The 16,503-nt window shown below is 63.8% G+C and carries 17 protein-coding genes and 1 pseudogene; 5 read left to right on the top strand and 13 right to left on the bottom strand.

Annotated elements, in window-relative coordinates; genetic code table 11:
- Positions 1 to 15 precede the first annotated feature (15 nt).
- The 3 genes and pseudogenes from IVB01_RS26565 to IVB01_RS26555 all read right to left on the bottom strand — a co-directional run bounded on the left by IVB01_RS26565 (position 16) and on the right by IVB01_RS26555 (position 1,676).
- The gene (locus IVB01_RS26565) at positions 16 to 447 is read right to left on the bottom strand and encodes an SRPBCC domain-containing protein (protein ID WP_247278351.1); all 432 of its coding nucleotides are present in this window, start codon (positions 445 to 447) and stop codon (positions 16 to 18) included.
- On the bottom strand, positions 444 to 767 hold the full coding sequence (locus IVB01_RS26560; protein ID WP_247449812.1) for a metalloregulator ArsR/SmtB family transcription factor: 324 nt from the start codon (positions 765 to 767) through the stop codon (positions 444 to 446). The genes IVB01_RS26565 and IVB01_RS26560 overlap by 4 nt, the downstream gene beginning before the upstream one ends.
- 304 nt (positions 768 to 1,071) lie before the next feature.
- A pseudogene (locus IVB01_RS26555) lies at positions 1,072 to 1,676 on the bottom strand (hypothetical protein).
- A 325-nt stretch (positions 1,677 to 2,001) separates the two neighbouring features.
- On the opposite strand from IVB01_RS26555, the gene IVB01_RS26550 reads away from it, so the two are divergent.
- Complete coding sequence (locus IVB01_RS26550; RefSeq protein ID WP_247278353.1) at positions 2,002 to 3,519, top strand: SUMF1/EgtB/PvdO family nonheme iron enzyme; 1,518 nt, start codon at positions 2,002 to 2,004, stop codon at positions 3,517 to 3,519.
- Between the two features lie 17 nt (positions 3,520 to 3,536).
- The gene (locus IVB01_RS26545; protein WP_247278354.1) at positions 3,537 to 3,986 is read left to right on the top strand and encodes a DUF4399 domain-containing protein; all 450 of its coding nucleotides are present in this window, start codon (positions 3,537 to 3,539) and stop codon (positions 3,984 to 3,986) included.
- Here the strand turns inward: IVB01_RS26545 and IVB01_RS26540 are convergent, their stop codons facing one another.
- From IVB01_RS26540 to pqqA, 10 genes are all read right to left on the bottom strand, one after another.
- Positions 3,987 to 5,042, bottom strand: coding sequence for a 2-oxoacid:ferredoxin oxidoreductase subunit beta (locus IVB01_RS26540; RefSeq protein WP_247494988.1), 1,056 nt, complete (start codon positions 5,040 to 5,042; stop codon positions 3,987 to 3,989).
- The gene (locus IVB01_RS26535) at positions 5,039 to 6,886 is read right to left on the bottom strand and encodes a 2-oxoacid:acceptor oxidoreductase subunit alpha (protein WP_247278356.1); all 1,848 of its coding nucleotides are present in this window, start codon (positions 6,884 to 6,886) and stop codon (positions 5,039 to 5,041) included. Before IVB01_RS26535 ends, IVB01_RS26540 begins: the two co-directional genes overlap by 4 nt.
- On the bottom strand, positions 6,856 to 8,655 hold the full coding sequence (locus IVB01_RS26530; RefSeq protein WP_247278357.1) for an FAD-dependent oxidoreductase: 1,800 nt from the start codon (positions 8,653 to 8,655) through the stop codon (positions 6,856 to 6,858). The genes IVB01_RS26535 and IVB01_RS26530 overlap by 31 nt, the downstream gene beginning before the upstream one ends.
- Before the next feature lie 235 nt (positions 8,656 to 8,890).
- Entirely contained in the window at positions 8,891 to 9,568 is a 678-nt protein-coding gene (locus tag IVB01_RS26525; RefSeq protein WP_247278358.1) for a DUF4286 family protein, read from the bottom strand.
- Between the two features lie 13 nt (positions 9,569 to 9,581).
- A complete protein-coding gene (gene pip, locus IVB01_RS26520; protein ID WP_247278359.1) occupies positions 9,582 to 10,568 on the bottom strand; it encodes a prolyl aminopeptidase in 987 nt (328 codons plus the stop codon).
- A complete protein-coding gene (gene pqqE / locus IVB01_RS26515) occupies positions 10,558 to 11,757 on the bottom strand; it encodes a pyrroloquinoline quinone biosynthesis protein PqqE (RefSeq protein ID WP_247278360.1) in 1,200 nt (399 codons plus the stop codon). Before pqqE ends, pip begins: the two co-directional genes overlap by 11 nt.
- A complete protein-coding gene (gene pqqD, locus IVB01_RS26510) occupies positions 11,754 to 12,065 on the bottom strand; it encodes a pyrroloquinoline quinone biosynthesis peptide chaperone PqqD (protein WP_247278361.1) in 312 nt (103 codons plus the stop codon). The genes pqqE and pqqD overlap by 4 nt, the downstream gene beginning before the upstream one ends.
- Before the next feature lie 12 nt (positions 12,066 to 12,077).
- Positions 12,078 to 12,857 (bottom strand): pyrroloquinoline-quinone synthase PqqC, encoded by a 780-nt coding sequence (gene pqqC / locus IVB01_RS26505; protein ID WP_247278362.1) that lies wholly within the window; start codon positions 12,855 to 12,857, stop codon positions 12,078 to 12,080.
- Positions 12,854 to 13,783 (bottom strand): pyrroloquinoline quinone biosynthesis protein PqqB, encoded by a 930-nt coding sequence (gene pqqB / locus IVB01_RS26500; RefSeq protein ID WP_247278363.1) that lies wholly within the window; start codon positions 13,781 to 13,783, stop codon positions 12,854 to 12,856. The genes pqqC and pqqB overlap by 4 nt, the downstream gene beginning before the upstream one ends.
- A gap of 129 nt (positions 13,784 to 13,912) precedes the next feature.
- Complete coding sequence (gene pqqA / locus IVB01_RS26495) at positions 13,913 to 13,993, bottom strand: pyrroloquinoline quinone precursor peptide PqqA (protein WP_007595659.1); 81 nt, start codon at positions 13,991 to 13,993, stop codon at positions 13,913 to 13,915.
- Between the two features lie 247 nt (positions 13,994 to 14,240).
- Between pqqA and IVB01_RS26490 the strand changes: the two genes are divergently transcribed.
- From IVB01_RS26490 to IVB01_RS26480, 3 genes are all read left to right on the top strand, one after another.
- The gene (locus IVB01_RS26490; protein WP_028177529.1) at positions 14,241 to 14,498 is read left to right on the top strand and encodes a hypothetical protein; all 258 of its coding nucleotides are present in this window, start codon (positions 14,241 to 14,243) and stop codon (positions 14,496 to 14,498) included.
- A gap of 124 nt (positions 14,499 to 14,622) precedes the next feature.
- Positions 14,623 to 16,023 carry an amidase family protein gene (locus IVB01_RS26485; RefSeq protein ID WP_247278364.1) on the top strand — a complete coding sequence of 467 codons (1,401 nt, stop codon included), beginning with the start codon at positions 14,623 to 14,625 and terminating at the stop codon, positions 16,021 to 16,023.
- 2 nt (positions 16,024 to 16,025) lie between these two features.
- Entirely contained in the window at positions 16,026 to 16,502 is a 477-nt protein-coding gene (locus IVB01_RS26480; RefSeq protein ID WP_247278365.1) for a glutathione peroxidase, read from the top strand.
- The last annotated feature ends 1 nt before the right edge of the window (position 16,503 follow it).

The following is a 16,503-nucleotide window of genomic DNA, read 5'->3' as shown; positions in this document are numbered from 1 at the left end:
TGGACGCCGACGGAGCTAGCCTGCCCGCGCCAGCAGCTCGTCCAGCTTGGCAAAGAACTGCTTCCAGCCGGCATGCGCGCCGCCATAAGCCTGCTTCTGCGTCGGGCTGAAGCCCGCCTGCTCGACACGCAAATGAGTGCCTGCGCCCGTCGGTGTCAGCGTGAAGGTCACGACGCTTTTCAGGTCGAACGCCGCATCCTGATGCGAGAAATTCCAGGTATAGGCGAGCGTCTTTTCCGGCTCGATAGTGAGCACCTCGCAATCCAGCACGCCGCCCCATTCGCCGCGAAGATTGAAGCGGTGGCCGACGACGGGCTTGAAGTCGTTCTTCATCAGCCATTCCTCGATCAGATGCGGCTGCGTCAGCGCGCGCCAGATTCGCTCCGCCGGGGCGGCAAATTCGCGCTCGATCACCACGGAGCGCGTTTCGCTTGAGGCTTCGTTCATTGGTCCATCCTCTTCAGGAGATCGTCGAGGGCGTCGAGCCGCCTCTGCCAGAAGCCGGCCATCTGGCTGGTCCAGTCGATCAGCGGATTGAGCGCGCCGGGCTGCGCGCTGTAATGGGTCTGGCGTCCCTCGTGGCGGTCGCGCACCAGCCCGGCCTGTTTCAAGACGCCGAGATGTTTCGAGACCGCCGGCTGTGACACGCCGGATCGCGCGGTCAGTGCTCCGACCGTCTGCTCGCCCTCGCGGCACAGCCGCTCGAAGATCGCCCGCCGCGTCGGATCGGCGAGCGTCCTGAATAGGAGGTCGTGAGCGGCGGACATGGAGGATCCATAACTCATAAGTTATGATGAACTCATAACCATAGAGTTATGGATGCGTCAAGTGCGATGCGAATGAGTGAGAAGTCGGCACCGGGGGCTCCCTCTAACCTCTCCCGCTTGCTTGCAGGAGAGGTCGACGCGAAGCGTCGGGTGAGGTCCTCAACCTGCTGCCCGCGCTGGCTTCGGTGGCGGCTTGTGCAGGCGAGGGCTCAAGCGCCGCGCCCAGCGCCGAGACGGCGCTCCACAAGAGGTTGCGGCGGTTCACGGCGATCTCGCTCGACTGACCGAATTCGCCGGAGACATATCAGTCGTGACGCAATGCGGCGAGTTCCTTGCGGTCGGTCACGAGAGAGGCGCACTCGCTCGTGTCGGTACGGTCGAGGCGGAAAATCCTGTCGTCCGCGCCGGCCACCAGCGATTGTTCGGCCTCGTGGTCCGGCTTGTTGTTCTGCTAGACCCGCACCCGTTCGAGCCGCACGATTGCCGACTTGTCGTCCTTCGATAGCGCAACACCGATGCCGCCGCCCTCGCAGTCGACGCACCTCGTTGCCGCTCTTGGTGAACACGGCGTGGCTACACGAACCGCTGGAATCGAAATCGCCGGGGCGGTGACGGTACCTGAAGCCGAGGCGGAAGGAGTTGTGGAGCTCCTGGTCCTCCTCGATCTCTGCGGAGATCAGCAGCTTCATCGCGGCGACCTTCTGCTTCGGGTGCCGCGCCAGGTGCTCGGTATCGTAGCGCCGCACGAAGCAGGCATAGGCCTTGTTGCCGGGCGCGCCGGCATACATGCGCGCATTGAAGGTTTCGGCTTCGGCCTTGCTGGCCTCACGGATATTCGTCGGCCTTGTCGGCACGGGCGACGCTGCTCAGCGCAGCCAAAGTCAGGGCAGCAACGATCGAGAGCTTCATGATGCCCTCGAGCGCGTGACAACTCGACCGCACCCGGACAGAACTGCTGTCTGTTAGACGCAGGCGAGGCGCACCGCGTTCAAGCTGAGCAAGTCGCTCGTGCGACCATCGGCGGCGCGGCCTCGGCCCTGTGCTTTCGCGCCGGGCCTTAGTCATCGGCGGGATCAAGAAGGTTCAAGCGGTGTTGCGCTTCGATCCTTCGGAACTCGATGCTGGCGATTGCTGCGACATTGTCTCGGTTCGTCAATGTGGTAGCCTTCACAGAACGACGGCCTTGGCTGTCGTAAGCTGGGGCTGCCTTGTAAGTTTGTGGAGTCCCCCCGCAATGGGCGAAATTCGCAACTTCAGATCCGGAAATCAGGATGGGCCGCCCCCGCACGGCCCCATGCCTCGTCGTCTCGCGGCGATCATCGTCGGCGACATCGCCTCCTACAGCCGCATGATGCAGGCTGACGAGGAGGGAACGCATGCCCGGGTCAAGCGGATCGAGCGGGATATCATCCAGCCCAGCATCGTCGAGCACCACGGAAGTCTGGTGAAGACGACGGGCGATGGTTTCATCGCCATTTTCGACAGTCCTGTTGAGGCCGTTCGATGCAGCATTGTCATTCAACAAAATCTCCTCGGCCGCAACGCCTCGCTTCCGAAGCATTCGCGGCTCGAATACCGAATTGGCGTCAATCTCGGCGACGTGATCGTAGAGCCGGACGATGTCTACGGCGATGGCGTCAACATTGCCACACGCATTGAGGGCATTGCCGAGCCCGGTCAGGTCTATATTTCGGGCGCGATCTACGAGCAGATCAAGCACAAGGTGGTGTGCGGCTATGAGTCGCTTGGGGACCGCAAGGTCAAGAACATCACCGATCCGGTGCGCGTCTATCGCGTGCTGCCGGACGCAGATGCTGTCGGCAGGACGCGAGGCCGGCGCGAGAATGTCCTGATCTTCCTCCTGAGCATTACCGTCATGGTGATCGCCACAGGCGTGCTCTGGTATTTCTTGGCGCAGCCCGGCAGGATCGACGAGCACGCCGCCACGCCAACCGCTTCTCCGGCCGCATCACCGATCCCCCAGCCGCTGCCGCGCGAGGCGGCGACCCAGACGCCGCAACCATCTCCGTCATTGGCTGCGTCGCCGTCACCGGCACCCAGCCCATCGGCGGCGCCGCCCCGCGAACCCGGGATGATCGCCATTCGCGGCGGCAGCTTCGCGATGGGAAGCAATGACGATCCGACCGAACGGCCTGTCCACCAGGTCACGGTCAAGCCGTTCTCGATCGGCAAATATCCGGTGACGGTGCAGGAGTGGAACGAATGCGCCGCCGCCAAGGCGTGCGGATTCACGGCCACCGGCAAGGACGATGCCCCGGTCAGCAATGTGAGCTGGACCGATGCGCAGCAATATGTCACGTGGCTTGCGCAGGCGACGAAGAAGCCCTACCGGCTTCCGAGCGAAGCCGAATGGGAATATGCGGCGCGCGGCGGAACGCAGACGAAATATTGGTGGGGCGACAAGCTTCAGCCGGGCATGGCCGGGTGCAAGGATTGCGGTGATCTTGCGACCGAGCAGCCGGCCAAGGTCGGCAGCTTCAAGCCGAATCCATTCGGGCTCTATGACATGGGCGGCGGCATCGATCAGTGGGTCGAGGACTGCTGGCACAGGACCTATCAGGGCGCGCCGAGCGACGGCTCGGCGTGGAGCAGCGGAGATTGCAGCTCTCATGTCCTGAGGTCGGGCTCTTGGAAGAACGACTCAAGATATGTGCGGCCGTCAAACCGCGATGGTTACGACACCAATGTCCGTTACCCCACGCATGGATTCCGTGTCGCACTCAGTCCGTAAGTGCAGGAGTCAATTTGATGAAGATCATTTCTTGTGTCGCACTGGCGGCGGCCATCGCATTGCTCCCGGGCGCAGCCTGTGCGCAGGGCAAGACCGCGCCGAAGGATGCAAAGCTGTACTTCATCACGCCGCGCGACGGACAAAAGATTCGCGGTGCATTCTGGGTCCGGTTCGGCTTGCGCAACATGGGCGTGACGCATGCCGGCGACGACTACCAGAACGCCGGTCATCACCATCTGCTGGTCGACGTCAACGATCCCATCGATCCCAAGGAGCCGATCCCGCAGGATAAGTCGCACTTGCATTTCGGTGCAGGGCAGACCGAAACCATGCTCGACCTTCCACCGGGGACTCACACGCTCCAATTGGTGCTCGGCGACGCCAAGCACTATCCGTTCGAGCCCCCCGTCGCGTCGGAGAAGATCACGATACGCATCCGGCCGACGGTCTCGGCGCGGAGCAAATGATCACCGCAGGCTGGCATTGATCTTGTCCAGCACTGCCGAGCCTGGGCAGAGCGTATCCGCCTCCAGCGAGTTGAGCGGCGTCTCGACGGTGTTGAGGTGCTCGTGCAGATCGTCCGCGTCGGGGTCGACATAGAGCAGGCCGGTGACGATCTGGCCCTTGGCGGCGTGCTTCTGCAGGAATGTCATCGCGCCGAGACGGTCGTGCGGGTCGTAATCGGCATCGATCTTGCGCAGGGCGATCTTGTTGCCGTCATGCTGCTCGACCAGCTGCACCGTGCCCGGCGCATAGTCCACCGCGATCGGATCGCGGCCGACCAGCACGTCGAGCCGGTTCACCGCGTCGTTGTGCTCCCGGACATAGTCGAAGCTCTTGGTCGAGCCGGCGTGATTGTTGAAGGCGATGCAGGGGCTGATGACGTCGATGAAGGACGCGCCCTTGTGCCGGATTGCGGCCGCGATCAGCGGCACGAGCTGGCTCTTGTCGCCGGAGAACGAGCGCGCGACGAAGGTGGCTCCGAGTTGCAGCGCGATCGCGACGAGGTCGATGGCGTTGTCGGTGTTGGTGACGCCCTTCTTGGATTTCGAGCCACGGTCTGCCGTCGCCGAGAACTGGCCCTTGGTCAGGCCATAGACGCCGTTGTTCTCGACGATATAGGTCATGTTGACGCCGCGCCGGATCGAATGCGCGAACTGGCCGAAGCCGATCGAGGCGGAATCGCCGTCGCCGGAGACGCCGAGATAGATCAAATCGCGGTTGGCGAGGTTGGCGCCGGTCAGCACGCTGGGCATGCGGCCGTGCACGGAGTTGAAGCCGTGTGAGTTGCCGAGGAAATAGTCCGGCGTCTTCGATGAGCAGCCGATGCCGGAGATTTTTGCGACCCGGTGCGGCCCGATCGAGAGCTCATAGCAGGCCTCGATGATCGAGGCGGTGATCGAATCGTGGCCGCAGCCGGCGCACAGTGTCGAAATCTTGCCTTCGTAATCGCGGCGGGTGTAGCCGAGCTCGTTCTGCTTCAGTCCGGGATGATGGAATTTCGGCTTAGCAATGTAGGTCATGACACGGCCTTGCGGAGCGGGGTCACCTTGAGGTGATCCTGATGGTCGCCAATGGCTTTTGCGATGAAGCGGGCGGTGATCGGGGTGCCGTCGTAATGCACGATCGGCACGAGCCGGACCGGGTCGATGCCGTTCTCGTTGACGATGAGCTGGCGCAGCTGGCTGTCGCGGTTCTGCTCGACCACGTAGACGAAGTCGTGCTCGGCGAGGAAGCTGGCGACGCTGGAGTGGAACGGGAAGGCGCGGATGCGCAGGCGGTCGAGCTGATGCCCGCGCGCTTCCAACAGCCCGATGGCTTCGTCCATCGCCGGCGAGGTCGAGCCGAAATAGATCACGCCGTATTTGGTCGGCCGTTCCGCATTGGCCTGCAGCGGCCGCGGGACCAGGTCTTGGGCGGTCTCGAACTTGCGGACCAGGCGCTGCATGTTGTCGGCATAAACCGTGCCTTCCTCGGAATAGCGCGCGTAACGGTCACGCGAGGTGCCGCGGGTGAAGTAGGAGCCCTTGGTAGGATGTGTGCCGGGATAGGTGCGGTAGGGGATGCCGTCGCCGTCGACGTCGAGATAGCGGCCGAAATCGCGGCCTTCCTCCAGCATTTCCGCGGTCATCACCTTGCCGCGGTCGTATTGCCTTGAATCGTCCCACTTCAGCGGACGGCAGAGGCGGTGGTTCATGCCGATGTCGAGATCGAGCATCAGGAAGATCGTGGTCTGGAGCCGCTCGGCGAGGTCGAACGCGGCAGCCGCGAACTCGAACGCTTCCGCCGGATCTTCCGGGAATAGCAGCACATGCTTGGTGTCGCCATGCGAAGCATAGGCACAGGCGATGATGTCGCATTGCTGGGTCCGGGTCGGCATGCCCGTGGAAGGGCCGGCGCGCTGGATGTTCATGATCACGGCCGGAATCTCGGCGAAATATGAGAGGCCGATGAACTCGGTCATCAAGGAGATGCCGGGGCCGGAGGTCGCGGTGAAGGCGCGCGCGCCGTTCCAGGAGGCGCCAATGACGATACCGATCGAAGCCAGTTCGTCTTCGCCCTGCACGATCGCGTATTTCGCCTTGCCGGTCTCAGGATCATGCCGGTACTTCTTGCAATGGGCGGTGAAGGCCTCCGCCACCGACGACGACGGCGTGATCGGATACCAGGCGCACACCGTGGCGCCACCATAGACGGCGCCGAGCGCGGCGGCGCTGTTGCCTTCTATGAAGATGCGGTCGCCGACCTTGTCCGATTTCTTCACGCGCAGCCCGATCGGGCATTTCAGGTTCTGGAGTGCCCAGTCGCGGCCGAGATGCAGCGCGTGGACGTTGGAGGACAAGAGCTTCTCCTTGCCCTTGTACTGCTCGCCGATCAGCTGCTCGATCAGCTTCGGATCCATGTCGAGCAGCGCGCTGAGTGCGCCGAGATAGATGATGTTCTTGAACAGCTGGCGCTGGCGCGGATCGGTGTAGGTCGAGTTGGTGATCGCGGTGAGCGGCACGCCGATCACGGTGATGTCGTCGCGGAATTTGCTCGACGGCATCGGCTTGGTGGAATCGTAGAACAGATAGCCGCCGGGCTCGATGCCCGCGACGTCCTTGTCCCAGGTCTGCGGGTTCATCGCCACCATCATGTCGACGCCGCCGCGGGCGCCGAGATGGCCGTCTTCCGTCACCCGCACCTCGTACCAGGTCGGCAAGCCCTGGATGTTGGAGGGGAAGATGTTGCGTGGGGAGACCGGAACGCCGTGGCGCAGGATCGCGCGCGCGAACATCTCGTTGGCGCTGGCCGAGCCCGAGCCGTTGACGTTGGCAAAGCGGACGACGAAGTCGTTTACGCTGCTGATCGGCTTTTTGTCGGGCATGCTGAACCTGCGTGGGTCATCTCGATGAAATATTTCTGCATGTCCCAGGCGCCGGTGGGACAACGCTCCGCGCACAGCCCGCAATGCAGGCAGACATCCTCGTCCTTCACCATCACGCGCCCGGTCTTGAGATCCGAGGAGACGTAGAGGTCCTGGTCGGGATGCGGCGCGGGGGCCTTCAGGCGCTGGCGCAGGTCGCTTTCCTCGCCGTTGTCAGTGAAGGTGATGCAATCCATCGGGCAGATGTCGGCGCAGGCATCGCACTCGATGCAGAGCGATGTCGAGAACACGGTCTGCACGTCACAGTTCAGGCAGCGATGCGCCTCGCCGAGCGCGAGTTTGACGTCGTAGCCGAGCTCGACCTCGGCGCGGATGTCCTTCAACGCGACGACCTTGTCGCGATGCGGCACCTTGAAGCGCTTGTCGATGGAGATGTCGTTGTCATAGCTCCATTCGTGGATGCCCATCTTCTGCGAGGAGACGTGCACCTCCGGCAGCGGGCGATCTTCGATAGCCTCGCCCGAGAGCATCTTGTGGATCGACAGCGCGGCATCATGGCCGTGCGCGACCGCCCAGATGATGTTCTTCGGGCCGAACGCCGCATCGCCGCCGAAGAAGACTTTTGGATTGGTCGAGACGAAGGTCTTCGGATCGACCTTGGGCATGTGCCATTTGTCGAACTCGATGCCGCAATCCTGCTCGATCCACGGAAAGGCGTTCTCCTGGCCGACCGCGACCAGGACGTCGTCGCATTCGAAGGTCTGGTCGGGCTCACCTGATGGAACGAGGTTGCGGCGGCCTTTGGCGTCGTATTCGGCCTTCACTTTCTGAAAGGTGATGCCAGTGAGCTTGCCATTGTCGTGGATGAAGGCGACGGGAACGAGGAAGTTGAGGATTGGGATGTCCTCGTGGAGCGCGTCCTCCTTTTCCCAGGGCGAGGCCTTCATTTCCTCGAAGCCGGAGCGCACGACGACCTTGACGTCTTCGCCGCCGAGGCGGCGCGCTGTGCGACAGCAATCCATCGCGGTGTTGCCGCCGCCGAGCACGATCACGCGCTTGCCGACCTTGTCGGTATGACCGAACGACACCGAGGCCAGCCACTCGATGCCGATATGGATGTTGGCGGCTGCCTCTTTCCGGCCGGGAATGTCGAGCTCGCGGCCGCGCGGCGCGCCGGAGCCGACGAAGATCGCGTCATAATTCTCCCCAAGCAGCGCCTGCATGCTATCGATGCGATGGCCGCCTCTAAACTCGATGCCGAGAGCCAGGATGTAGCCGGTCTCCTCGTCGATCACGGAATTGGGCAGGCGGAATTTCGGGATCTGCGTGCGCATCATGCCGCCCGCTTCCGGATCGGCATCGAACACGGTGCAGTGATAGCCGAGCGGGGCAAGATCGCGCGCCACGGTCAGCGAGGCGGGACCGCCGCCGACCAGCGCAACGCGCTTGCCGTTCTTCGGCGCGGGTCGCGGCAGGCGCTGCTTGATATCGTCCTTGAAGTCGGCGGCGACGCGCTTGAGGCGGCAGATCGCGACCGGAGTTTCCTCGACGCGTCCGCGGCGGCACGCCGGCTCGCATGGACGGTCGCAGGTGCGTCCCAGAATTCCGGGAAACACGTTCGATTTCCAATTGATCATGTAGGCGTCGCTGTAGCGGCCTTGTGCGATCAGTCGGATGTATTCGGGAACCGGGGTGTGCGCAGGACAGGCCCATTGGCAATCGACCACTTTGTGAAAGTAGTCGGGGGCCGCGATATCGGTCGGTTTCATTCCTACCCTGTCCGCGCAGGCTCAAAGACCCCGCGGCCTTTTCTTGAGCTTGGCGGACGCTTATTGCGTCTCGATCTGGTTTCTGAATGGCATCATTGGGTTAGCTTATTAGAACGGCTCCGAAGTACAACGGCAAATTTACGCGATCACCGCCTTTCATAGGAGCCACGCGCGCACAGCATCAACGCGGCGCGCGAGGTGCGTGCGGTGCAACATGTTGCGATGCGTGTGCGCGCTAGCTGCGCGTAAGGTCACTCTTCGCGAGGTCCCACATCAGGCAATAGGTGCCGACGGAGATCGGAAGCGGAAAGGGCGCCGCGGCGGGACCGGTGAAGCGCTCGGCGATCACGGCCGAGACCGCGCCGACATGGGTGCCGTCGATCAGCACGAACCAGTCGCGCGCGCCTTCATGGCGTACCGCTGGAATTTCCGCCGTTGCACCCGACAATTCGGGCTCGCTCTCCAGGAGGTGCATGGAGACGATGCCGTCGCACGTGTCCGGCGCCAGCTTGTCTTGCAGTGCATCACGCCATGGCGCTGCGTTGTCGGGCCTTGGCCGCAGCCGCACCACGCCGAGCGCGGCGCCGCGTCCGGTGCCGTTGCTGATGGTGATGCGCGCGACGACGCGGAGCATGTCCTTGAAACGCGCCATGCTCTGCCGCGACCAGTCGGTCGGGCTCGCAAGCCGCGCGCGGTAAGCCGGGCTGTCGAGCACGTCGAGCGTGGCGGTCGAATACAGGCAGAGATATTTGGGATTGGCGGCATGCGCGACATAGCGCCGCGCCTCCAGGAAGCCGTCGATCGCGACGCGCTCTTCCAGATGCTCGCGATCGTACCAGCGGTTGAAATCGGCCTCGTCGGCCGCCTCGATGTTCATCGAGGTCAGCAGCATGCCTTTCCCGGCGAGCGGCATTTTTCTTATCCTGTTATCGCGCGGTCTTCGAGGCGAGGTCTGCGATCGACTTCATGACCGCGTCTCTCACGCCGGCATCATAGAGCGAATGGCCGGCTTCTTCCACGATGCGAAGCTCGGAACCCGGCCAAACTTTCGCGAGCGCCTGCGACGTCTCGGGCGGGCACAACAGATCGTAGCGGCCCTGGACGATGATGCCAAGGATGCCTTTGAGCCGCCCCGCATTGCGCAACAGCTGGCTCTCGGTCATGAAGCTGTCGCTGACGAAATAATGCGCCTCCATGAATGGGGTCGCGGGCAGCGTGCGCCACACGTTCAGCGATGCGAGATCGAGCCGCGTCTTTGCGGGCTTGTGCTCGGACAAGGTGCGCTCGGTGTCGTGCCAAGCCCGCGCGGCCGGACCGTGCACGGCGGGATCAGCATCAAGGATGCGGCGCCAATAGGCCTCCACCGGCCGCGCGCGCTCTTCGAGCGGCAGCACGCCAAGAAAATCCTCGTAGAGCGCAGGATGGAACTGCGACAGGCGCGACGTGAACGCCGCTTCGACCTCTGCCCGCGTGCCGAGGAACGTCGCGCGCAGCGCGATGCCAGAGACGCGCTCGGGATGCGCCTCTGCATACGCCAGCGCCAGCGTCGCGCCCCAGGAGCCGCCGACCACGATCCAGCGGTCGAAGCCGAACTTCTCTCGGATTTTCTCGATGTCGGCGATGAGGTGCGCCGTCGTGTTGTGCTCGCGCGATCCCTTCGGCCGGCTGCGGCCGCAGCCGCGCTGGTCGTGCAATACCGCGCAGAAGCGGTCGGGATCGAACAGGCGGCGATGATCGGGCTGGCAGCCGCTGCCGGGTCCGCCATGCAGATAGACCGCGGGAATGCCGTCCGCGCGACCGACGCTCTCGACATAGAGCTCGTGACCCTCGCCGACATCGAGCATGTCGGACGTCAGCGGCGCAAAGGGATCGGCGCGTCTGGCGGATGCGGCCGCGTCGGCGTCAGGTCCCATTCTCGGATTCCAGAGTGCCGCCGGCGAAGTTGCGATAGAGGAAGCGGTTGGTCTCGCCCTCGGCCTCGCGCTCGGCCTGCTTGAAGATGGTTTCGTGCAGCGGCGACAGCGCGCAGGCCGGGTCGGTGTTGGCGGCGTCGCCAGTCAGCGCGAAGGCCTGGCAGCGGCAGCCGCCGAAATCGATCTCGCGGAATTCGCAACTCTTGCACGGCTCCTTCATCCAGCCGGTGCCGCGATAGCGGTTGAAGGCGTCGGAGTTCTGCCAGATCCAGGCGATCGAGTGATTGGAACGCACGGATTCGAACTCGAGCCCGGTGATGCTCTCGGCGGCGTGGCACGGCAGCACCTTGCCGGCGGGCGAGATGTTGAAGAACTGCCGGCCCCAGCCGCCCATGCACTTCTTCGGCCGCAGCGCGTAATAGTCGGGAACGACGTAGTCGATCGTAAGCCGGCCCTTGAGCCGCTCGCGCGCCTCCTCGACGATTTCAGTGCACTCGTCGAGCTGCGCCACCGTCGGCATCAAGGCGGCGCGATTCTTCAGCGCCCAGCCGTAATATTGCACGTTGGCGACCTCGAGCCGGTCGGCATCGAGATCGACCGCCATCTGAATGATGTCGGGGAGCTGATGCAGGTTCTGCCGGTGCATGACCGCGTTCACGGTGAGCGGCAAATCGAGCTCACGCGTCCACTTCGCCACTTCCAGCTTCTTGCGGTGGCCATTCCTGTAGCCGGCGACTCGATCCGCGAGGCCTTCCTCCACGCCCTGAAAACTGATCTGTACATGGCAGAGCCCGGCATCCGCGAGATCGCTCAGCCGCTCGCGCGTCAACAGCACGGCCGAGGTGATCAGGTTGGTGTAGAGCCCGACATCGCTCGCGTGCTTGACCAGTTCGACCAGGTCCTTCCGCGCCGTCGGCTCGCCGCCAGAGAAGTGGACCTGGAGCACGCCGATCTCGGCGAGCTCGCTCAACACCTTCTTCCACTCATCCGTGGTCAGCTCCTTGCCCGCGCGGTCGAGCTCGACCGGATTGGAACAATAGGGGCATTGCAGCGGACAGCGATGGGTGATCTCGAGCAGCACCGCGAGCGGAATGCCAAACGTCTCCGCCGTCGAGCGCTGCTTCTCCAGCACCGCGAGGCTGTCGCTGGCGTCTGGCGGGATGGTAGGAATGCCGAGCACATCGCTCATGGCGTCTTCTCCCGGGCCTCAGTGAGAAAGCCCTTCTCGGCGAGATCCTGGAGCATGACGATGACGTCGGCGAGGATCGCCTCGCGCGGCGCGGCGTATTTCGCCGCCAGCCGATCGGCGATCTCGCCGACATTGCGCTGGCCGTCGCAAAGCTGCAAGACCTCGACTGCGATCTCGTCCGGCGCCAGCACCCGTTCCGGTGCTAGGATCACCCAGACCTTTCGGGTCTCGTCATATTTGAGCTTGGCGTGCCGCGGCAGCACGGGGCGGCTTGCCTCGCTGACGCTGATGTTCCGCGGCCCGGCCATTACAGTTCCTCTTCAGCTCGCTTTGGGCACGAAGGCGCCCGGTGGAATGTGGCCCTCGACATAGGCATGATAGAGTGCATCGAGCTGCACCCACAGCACATTGGTTTTGAAGATCAGCGCATTGCAGACCTGCGCGCGCTGCTCCGGCGTCTTGGCGTGCGCCTTGACGTAGTCGAGCGCAAAGCCGGCGTCGCGCGGCGCCTGCGCCAGGCGCCGCTCGAAGTAGCTCATGATATCGGGATTGACGAAGTCGTAGTGCTCCAGCATTCCGGAGATGCGCTCTTCGTGCAGGTTGGGCGCGAACAGCTCGGTGAGCGAGGAGGCGATCGCCTCCAGCGGGCTCTTCTCGCGGCAATAATGGACATAGGCCTCGACCGCAAAGCGCGTCGCCGGCAAGATGCCTTCCGTCGATTCCACGTAAGTCGTGTCGAGCCCGAGGCCTTCGGTCAGCTTCAGCCAGCGCTCGATGCCGCCCTCGCTACCGAGATCGCCGTCATGGTCCTCGATGCGGTGGCGCCATTCCAGCCGTGTGGCGCGGTCGCGGAAGCGCGAGATCACCACCGCGTCCTTGATCGGGATCGTGCTCTGGTAATAGTAGCGGTTGAGCGCCCAGGCCTGCACCTGGCCCTTGTTCAGCTTGCCGCCGTGCAAGAGCTTATGGAACGGATGCAGGCTGTGATAGCGCGTCGCCCCGATATGGCGCAACGTCGCCTCGAGCTCCTCGGCCGAGTTGAGCTTGATGTCCTTGCCGATCGAGAGCGCGGTCATTCCTGTCAGTGACGCGGCATTCACAGCACGATCTCCGTTCCGTCAGCGGGTATTTGCCAGCCCGCTTGTTCAGTGGCTTTCCGCTCGGGTGAAGCGGGCAGCAGTGCCGGGTTCGAGTTATTGATATGCAGAAATATCTTCCTGTCGATAGCGAGATCGGCAAGCCGCGCGATCGCGCCGTCGTCGCCGGACATCGCGACATGGCCCATGCTCTTGCCGGTCTTGTGGCCGAGCCCGGCCCTGATCATCTCGTCGTCGCGCCATACCGTGCCGTCGAAGAACACCAGCGCTGCGCCGTCGATCTCGCCCTTGAGCGCGTCGGTCACCTCGGCGCAGGCGGCGATGAAATAGAAGCACTTGCCGGTTGTCTTGTCCGTGACCTTGAGGCCCAGCGTGTCGCCGTCGCCGGTCGCCCCGCCGGGATGCGCCTTGCCTTCCAGATACCAGGCCGATTTGCCTGATACCGCAAACGGCAGCACCTCGATCCCCGAGCGCGCGCCGTCAGGCAGCCGCGGCTCGAACGGCTCGCCGATTCCGATCGATTGGCGCCGCACGTTCTTCTCGTTCAGCACGTTGAAGATGCTGTTGGCTTTCAGGATCGCCAACACCTTCTCATGCGCATAGACCGTGAAAGGCGAGCCCTCGCGCATCGACAGCAGGCCTGCGACCGCGTCCACTTCGCCGTTGGTGAGGATCACGCCCGCAATCGGCGTATGGCGCAGCGCGCCCGCCCTCGGGTGCAGCTGCGGCGTGGCGTTCAATTGCTGGCGGAGGTCGGGGGAGGCGTTGATCAGGAACCAGTGCTCGCCGTCGCCGCTGAAGGCGACCGACGCCTGGGTTCGCTGAAGCTCATGGCCGCTGGCACGGGCTGCTCGGCAGCCCTCGCAGCCGCAATTCCATTGCGGCACTCCGCCGCCGGCTGCGGCGCCCAGGACGACGACGCGAAGCATGATCCGTCTCCTGGAGGGAACGCTGCGAGGTGGATCTCGGGTCGACACCGAACGCCGACACACATCGTGTCTTCCGGCAACCTATTGTGACCGAAAGATCCACCTGCGCTGAACGCAATCGCCTACCGCTTACTTGCGGGTGGCGCTCACATACATGTTGATTTCCATGCCACAGGGCACTTCGACGATTTTCGGGGCTTTCCAGGCCATTTTGGCTCTCCATTTTCGCGAAATCGGACGTATCCGCCCGCTGGTAAAGTAATGCGGGCGCAAAAGTTCGCCAGTGAAATTTTCCCGAGAAGCCCATGTTGCATCGCGAAAAATGTCGGGGAACGTCACTTCTGATGACCCTGCCTTGCGCATGGCGCATTCGGTCGCGAACCCTGTCCTGATAAAGCGGTTGTGAGTGCAGTGCAGCTTTCAATCCGGTACCGGCGACCCAAACTGGAACTCGGTGATGCCCAGATATTTCTTCAACACCCGTATCGGCGACGAGTTGATCGTGGATCCCGACGGCGAGGATCTGCGCAATCCCGATCGCGCCTGGGAGGTCGCGCGCCAGATGATCCTGGAGGTGGTGAAGTCGGAGGGCGCCCAGCCGGCCCTGCTCGAGGCCGTCATCGAGGTGACCGACGACGACGGGGAAATCGTGCTGGAGTTTCCCTTCACCGAGGCGCTGCTGGACATACCCGACCAGTCCGCGACGCGGCATTAGACGCTCGCGAGCAGCCCGGTCGGCCAATCCAATCCGCACTAGCACCCGGCCTTCATCCCTGCGAAATCCGCATGGCTTTGCCGCCTTCCCGGCGCTAAAAGACCCCGGTCATACGGAGCATGTCATGCAAGATCTCTGGCGCCTGTCGGCCGCCGACCTCGCCACTCTCGTCAAGTCCAAAAAGGTGTCCGCCAGGGAGGCAGCTCAAGCTGGTCTCGCCCGCCTGGACGCCGTCAATCCCGCGCTCAATGCGGTGATCGACCACCGCCCGGACGACGTGATCAAGCAGGCTGACGCCGTCGATGCCGCCATTGCGCGGGGCGAGGACCCCGGTGTTCTCGCCGGTGTGCCCGTCACCATCAAGGCCAATGTCGACCAGGAGGGCTTTGCCACCACCAACGGCTTAAAGCTCCAGCGCGACGTGATCGCGCGCGAGGACAATCCGGTGGTCGCCAATTTCCGGAAATCGGGCGCCATCCTGCTCGGCCGCACCAATTGCCCCGCCTTCTCCTATCGCTGGTTCACCACCAATCTGATCCATGGCGACACCAAGAACCCCCGCGATGCCTCGCTGACTCCAGGCGGATCCTCCGGCGGCGCCGGCTCGGCGGTTGCAGCCGGCATCGGCCACATCGCCCACGGCACCGACATTGCCGGCTCGATCCGCTATCCCGCCTATGCCTGCGGCGTGCACGGCCTGCGGCCGACGCTCGGCCGCATTCCCGCTTTCAATCCGGCGCTGCCGGAGCGCCCGATCGGGCCGCAGATCATGGCCGTGTCCGGCCCCCTGGCGCGCACCGTCAACGACTTGCGAATTTCACTCGCCGCGATGTCGGCCCGCGACGTCCGTGATCCCTGGTTCGTGCCGGTGCCGCTGGAAGGCCCGGCCAGGCCGAAGCGCGCCGCGCTCTGCCTCAATCCGGGCGGCCTTGCTACCGCGCCGGAGGTGAAGGCCGCGGTGAGCGATGCCGGCAAGCGACTGGAGCGCGCGGGCTGGACCGTCGACATCATCGAGGACACGCCGCCGATGCGCGAAGCGGTCGAGTGGCAGATCAAGCTCTGGCTCGGCGATGGCTATGAGGCGCAGCTTGAGATGGCCGAGCGCGAGGGCGATCCCGGCGCGCTGGCGTGCCTGCGCGGCAACCGCAGCAGGGTAACACCAATGGACCAGGCGAATTACGCGAAGGCGCTGACCCGAAGAGCCACGTTGACCCGCGAATGGATGCTGTTCTTCGAACAATATGCGGTGCTGCTGACGCCGGTCTCTGGCGAGCTGCCGTTCCCCGATCATCTCGACCGCAAGGGCGATGAATCCTTCAAGCGCGTCTGGGAAGCGCAGCTGCCACAGATCGCGATTCCCTTCATGGGCCTGCCAGGCCTCGTGGTCTCCACCGGTCTCGTCGGCAAGGCGCCGGTCGGCGTACACATCGTCTCCGGCCGCTATCGCGAGGATCTGTGCCTGCTCGCGGGCGAGGCGATCGAGGCCGGCGGCGTGCCGCCGTCGCCGATCGATCCCGTGGGCTAGCGATGACTGCCATCTATGACTTCAAGGCCAACTCGCTTGCCGGCGAGGAGGTGCCGATGCGCCGCTTCGAGGGGCAGGTGCTCTTGATCGTCAACACCGCGAGCAAATGCGGCTTCACGCCGCAATATCGCGGTCTGGAGGATCTCTATCGCGATCTGTCGCCGCGCGGCTTTTCGGTGCTCGGCTTTCCCTGTAACCAGTTCGGCGCGCAGGAGCCGGGACAGGCGAGCGAGATCCAGGAATTCTGTTCGACCCACTACGATGTCACCTTCCCGCTATTCGAGAAGATCGACGTCAACGGCGCCAATGCGCACCCTCTGTATGAGTACCTGAAACGGCAGCAATCCGGACTTCTCGGCGCCTCCATCAAATGGAATTTCACCAAATTCCTGGTGGATCGTGCCGGCAAGGTGGTCGCGCGCTACGCGCCGACCGCGCGGCCCGAAGGATTGCGGAATCAAATCGAAACACTGTTGTGAG

Origin of the sequence: Bradyrhizobium sp. 164, assembly GCF_023073715.1 — a bacterium.
In the GTDB taxonomy this organism is placed as follows: Bacteria; Pseudomonadota; Alphaproteobacteria; order Rhizobiales; family Xanthobacteraceae; genus Bradyrhizobium.
The sequence above is the reverse complement of the archived record's forward strand: the minus strand, read 5'-3'. Positions and strand labels throughout refer to the sequence as shown.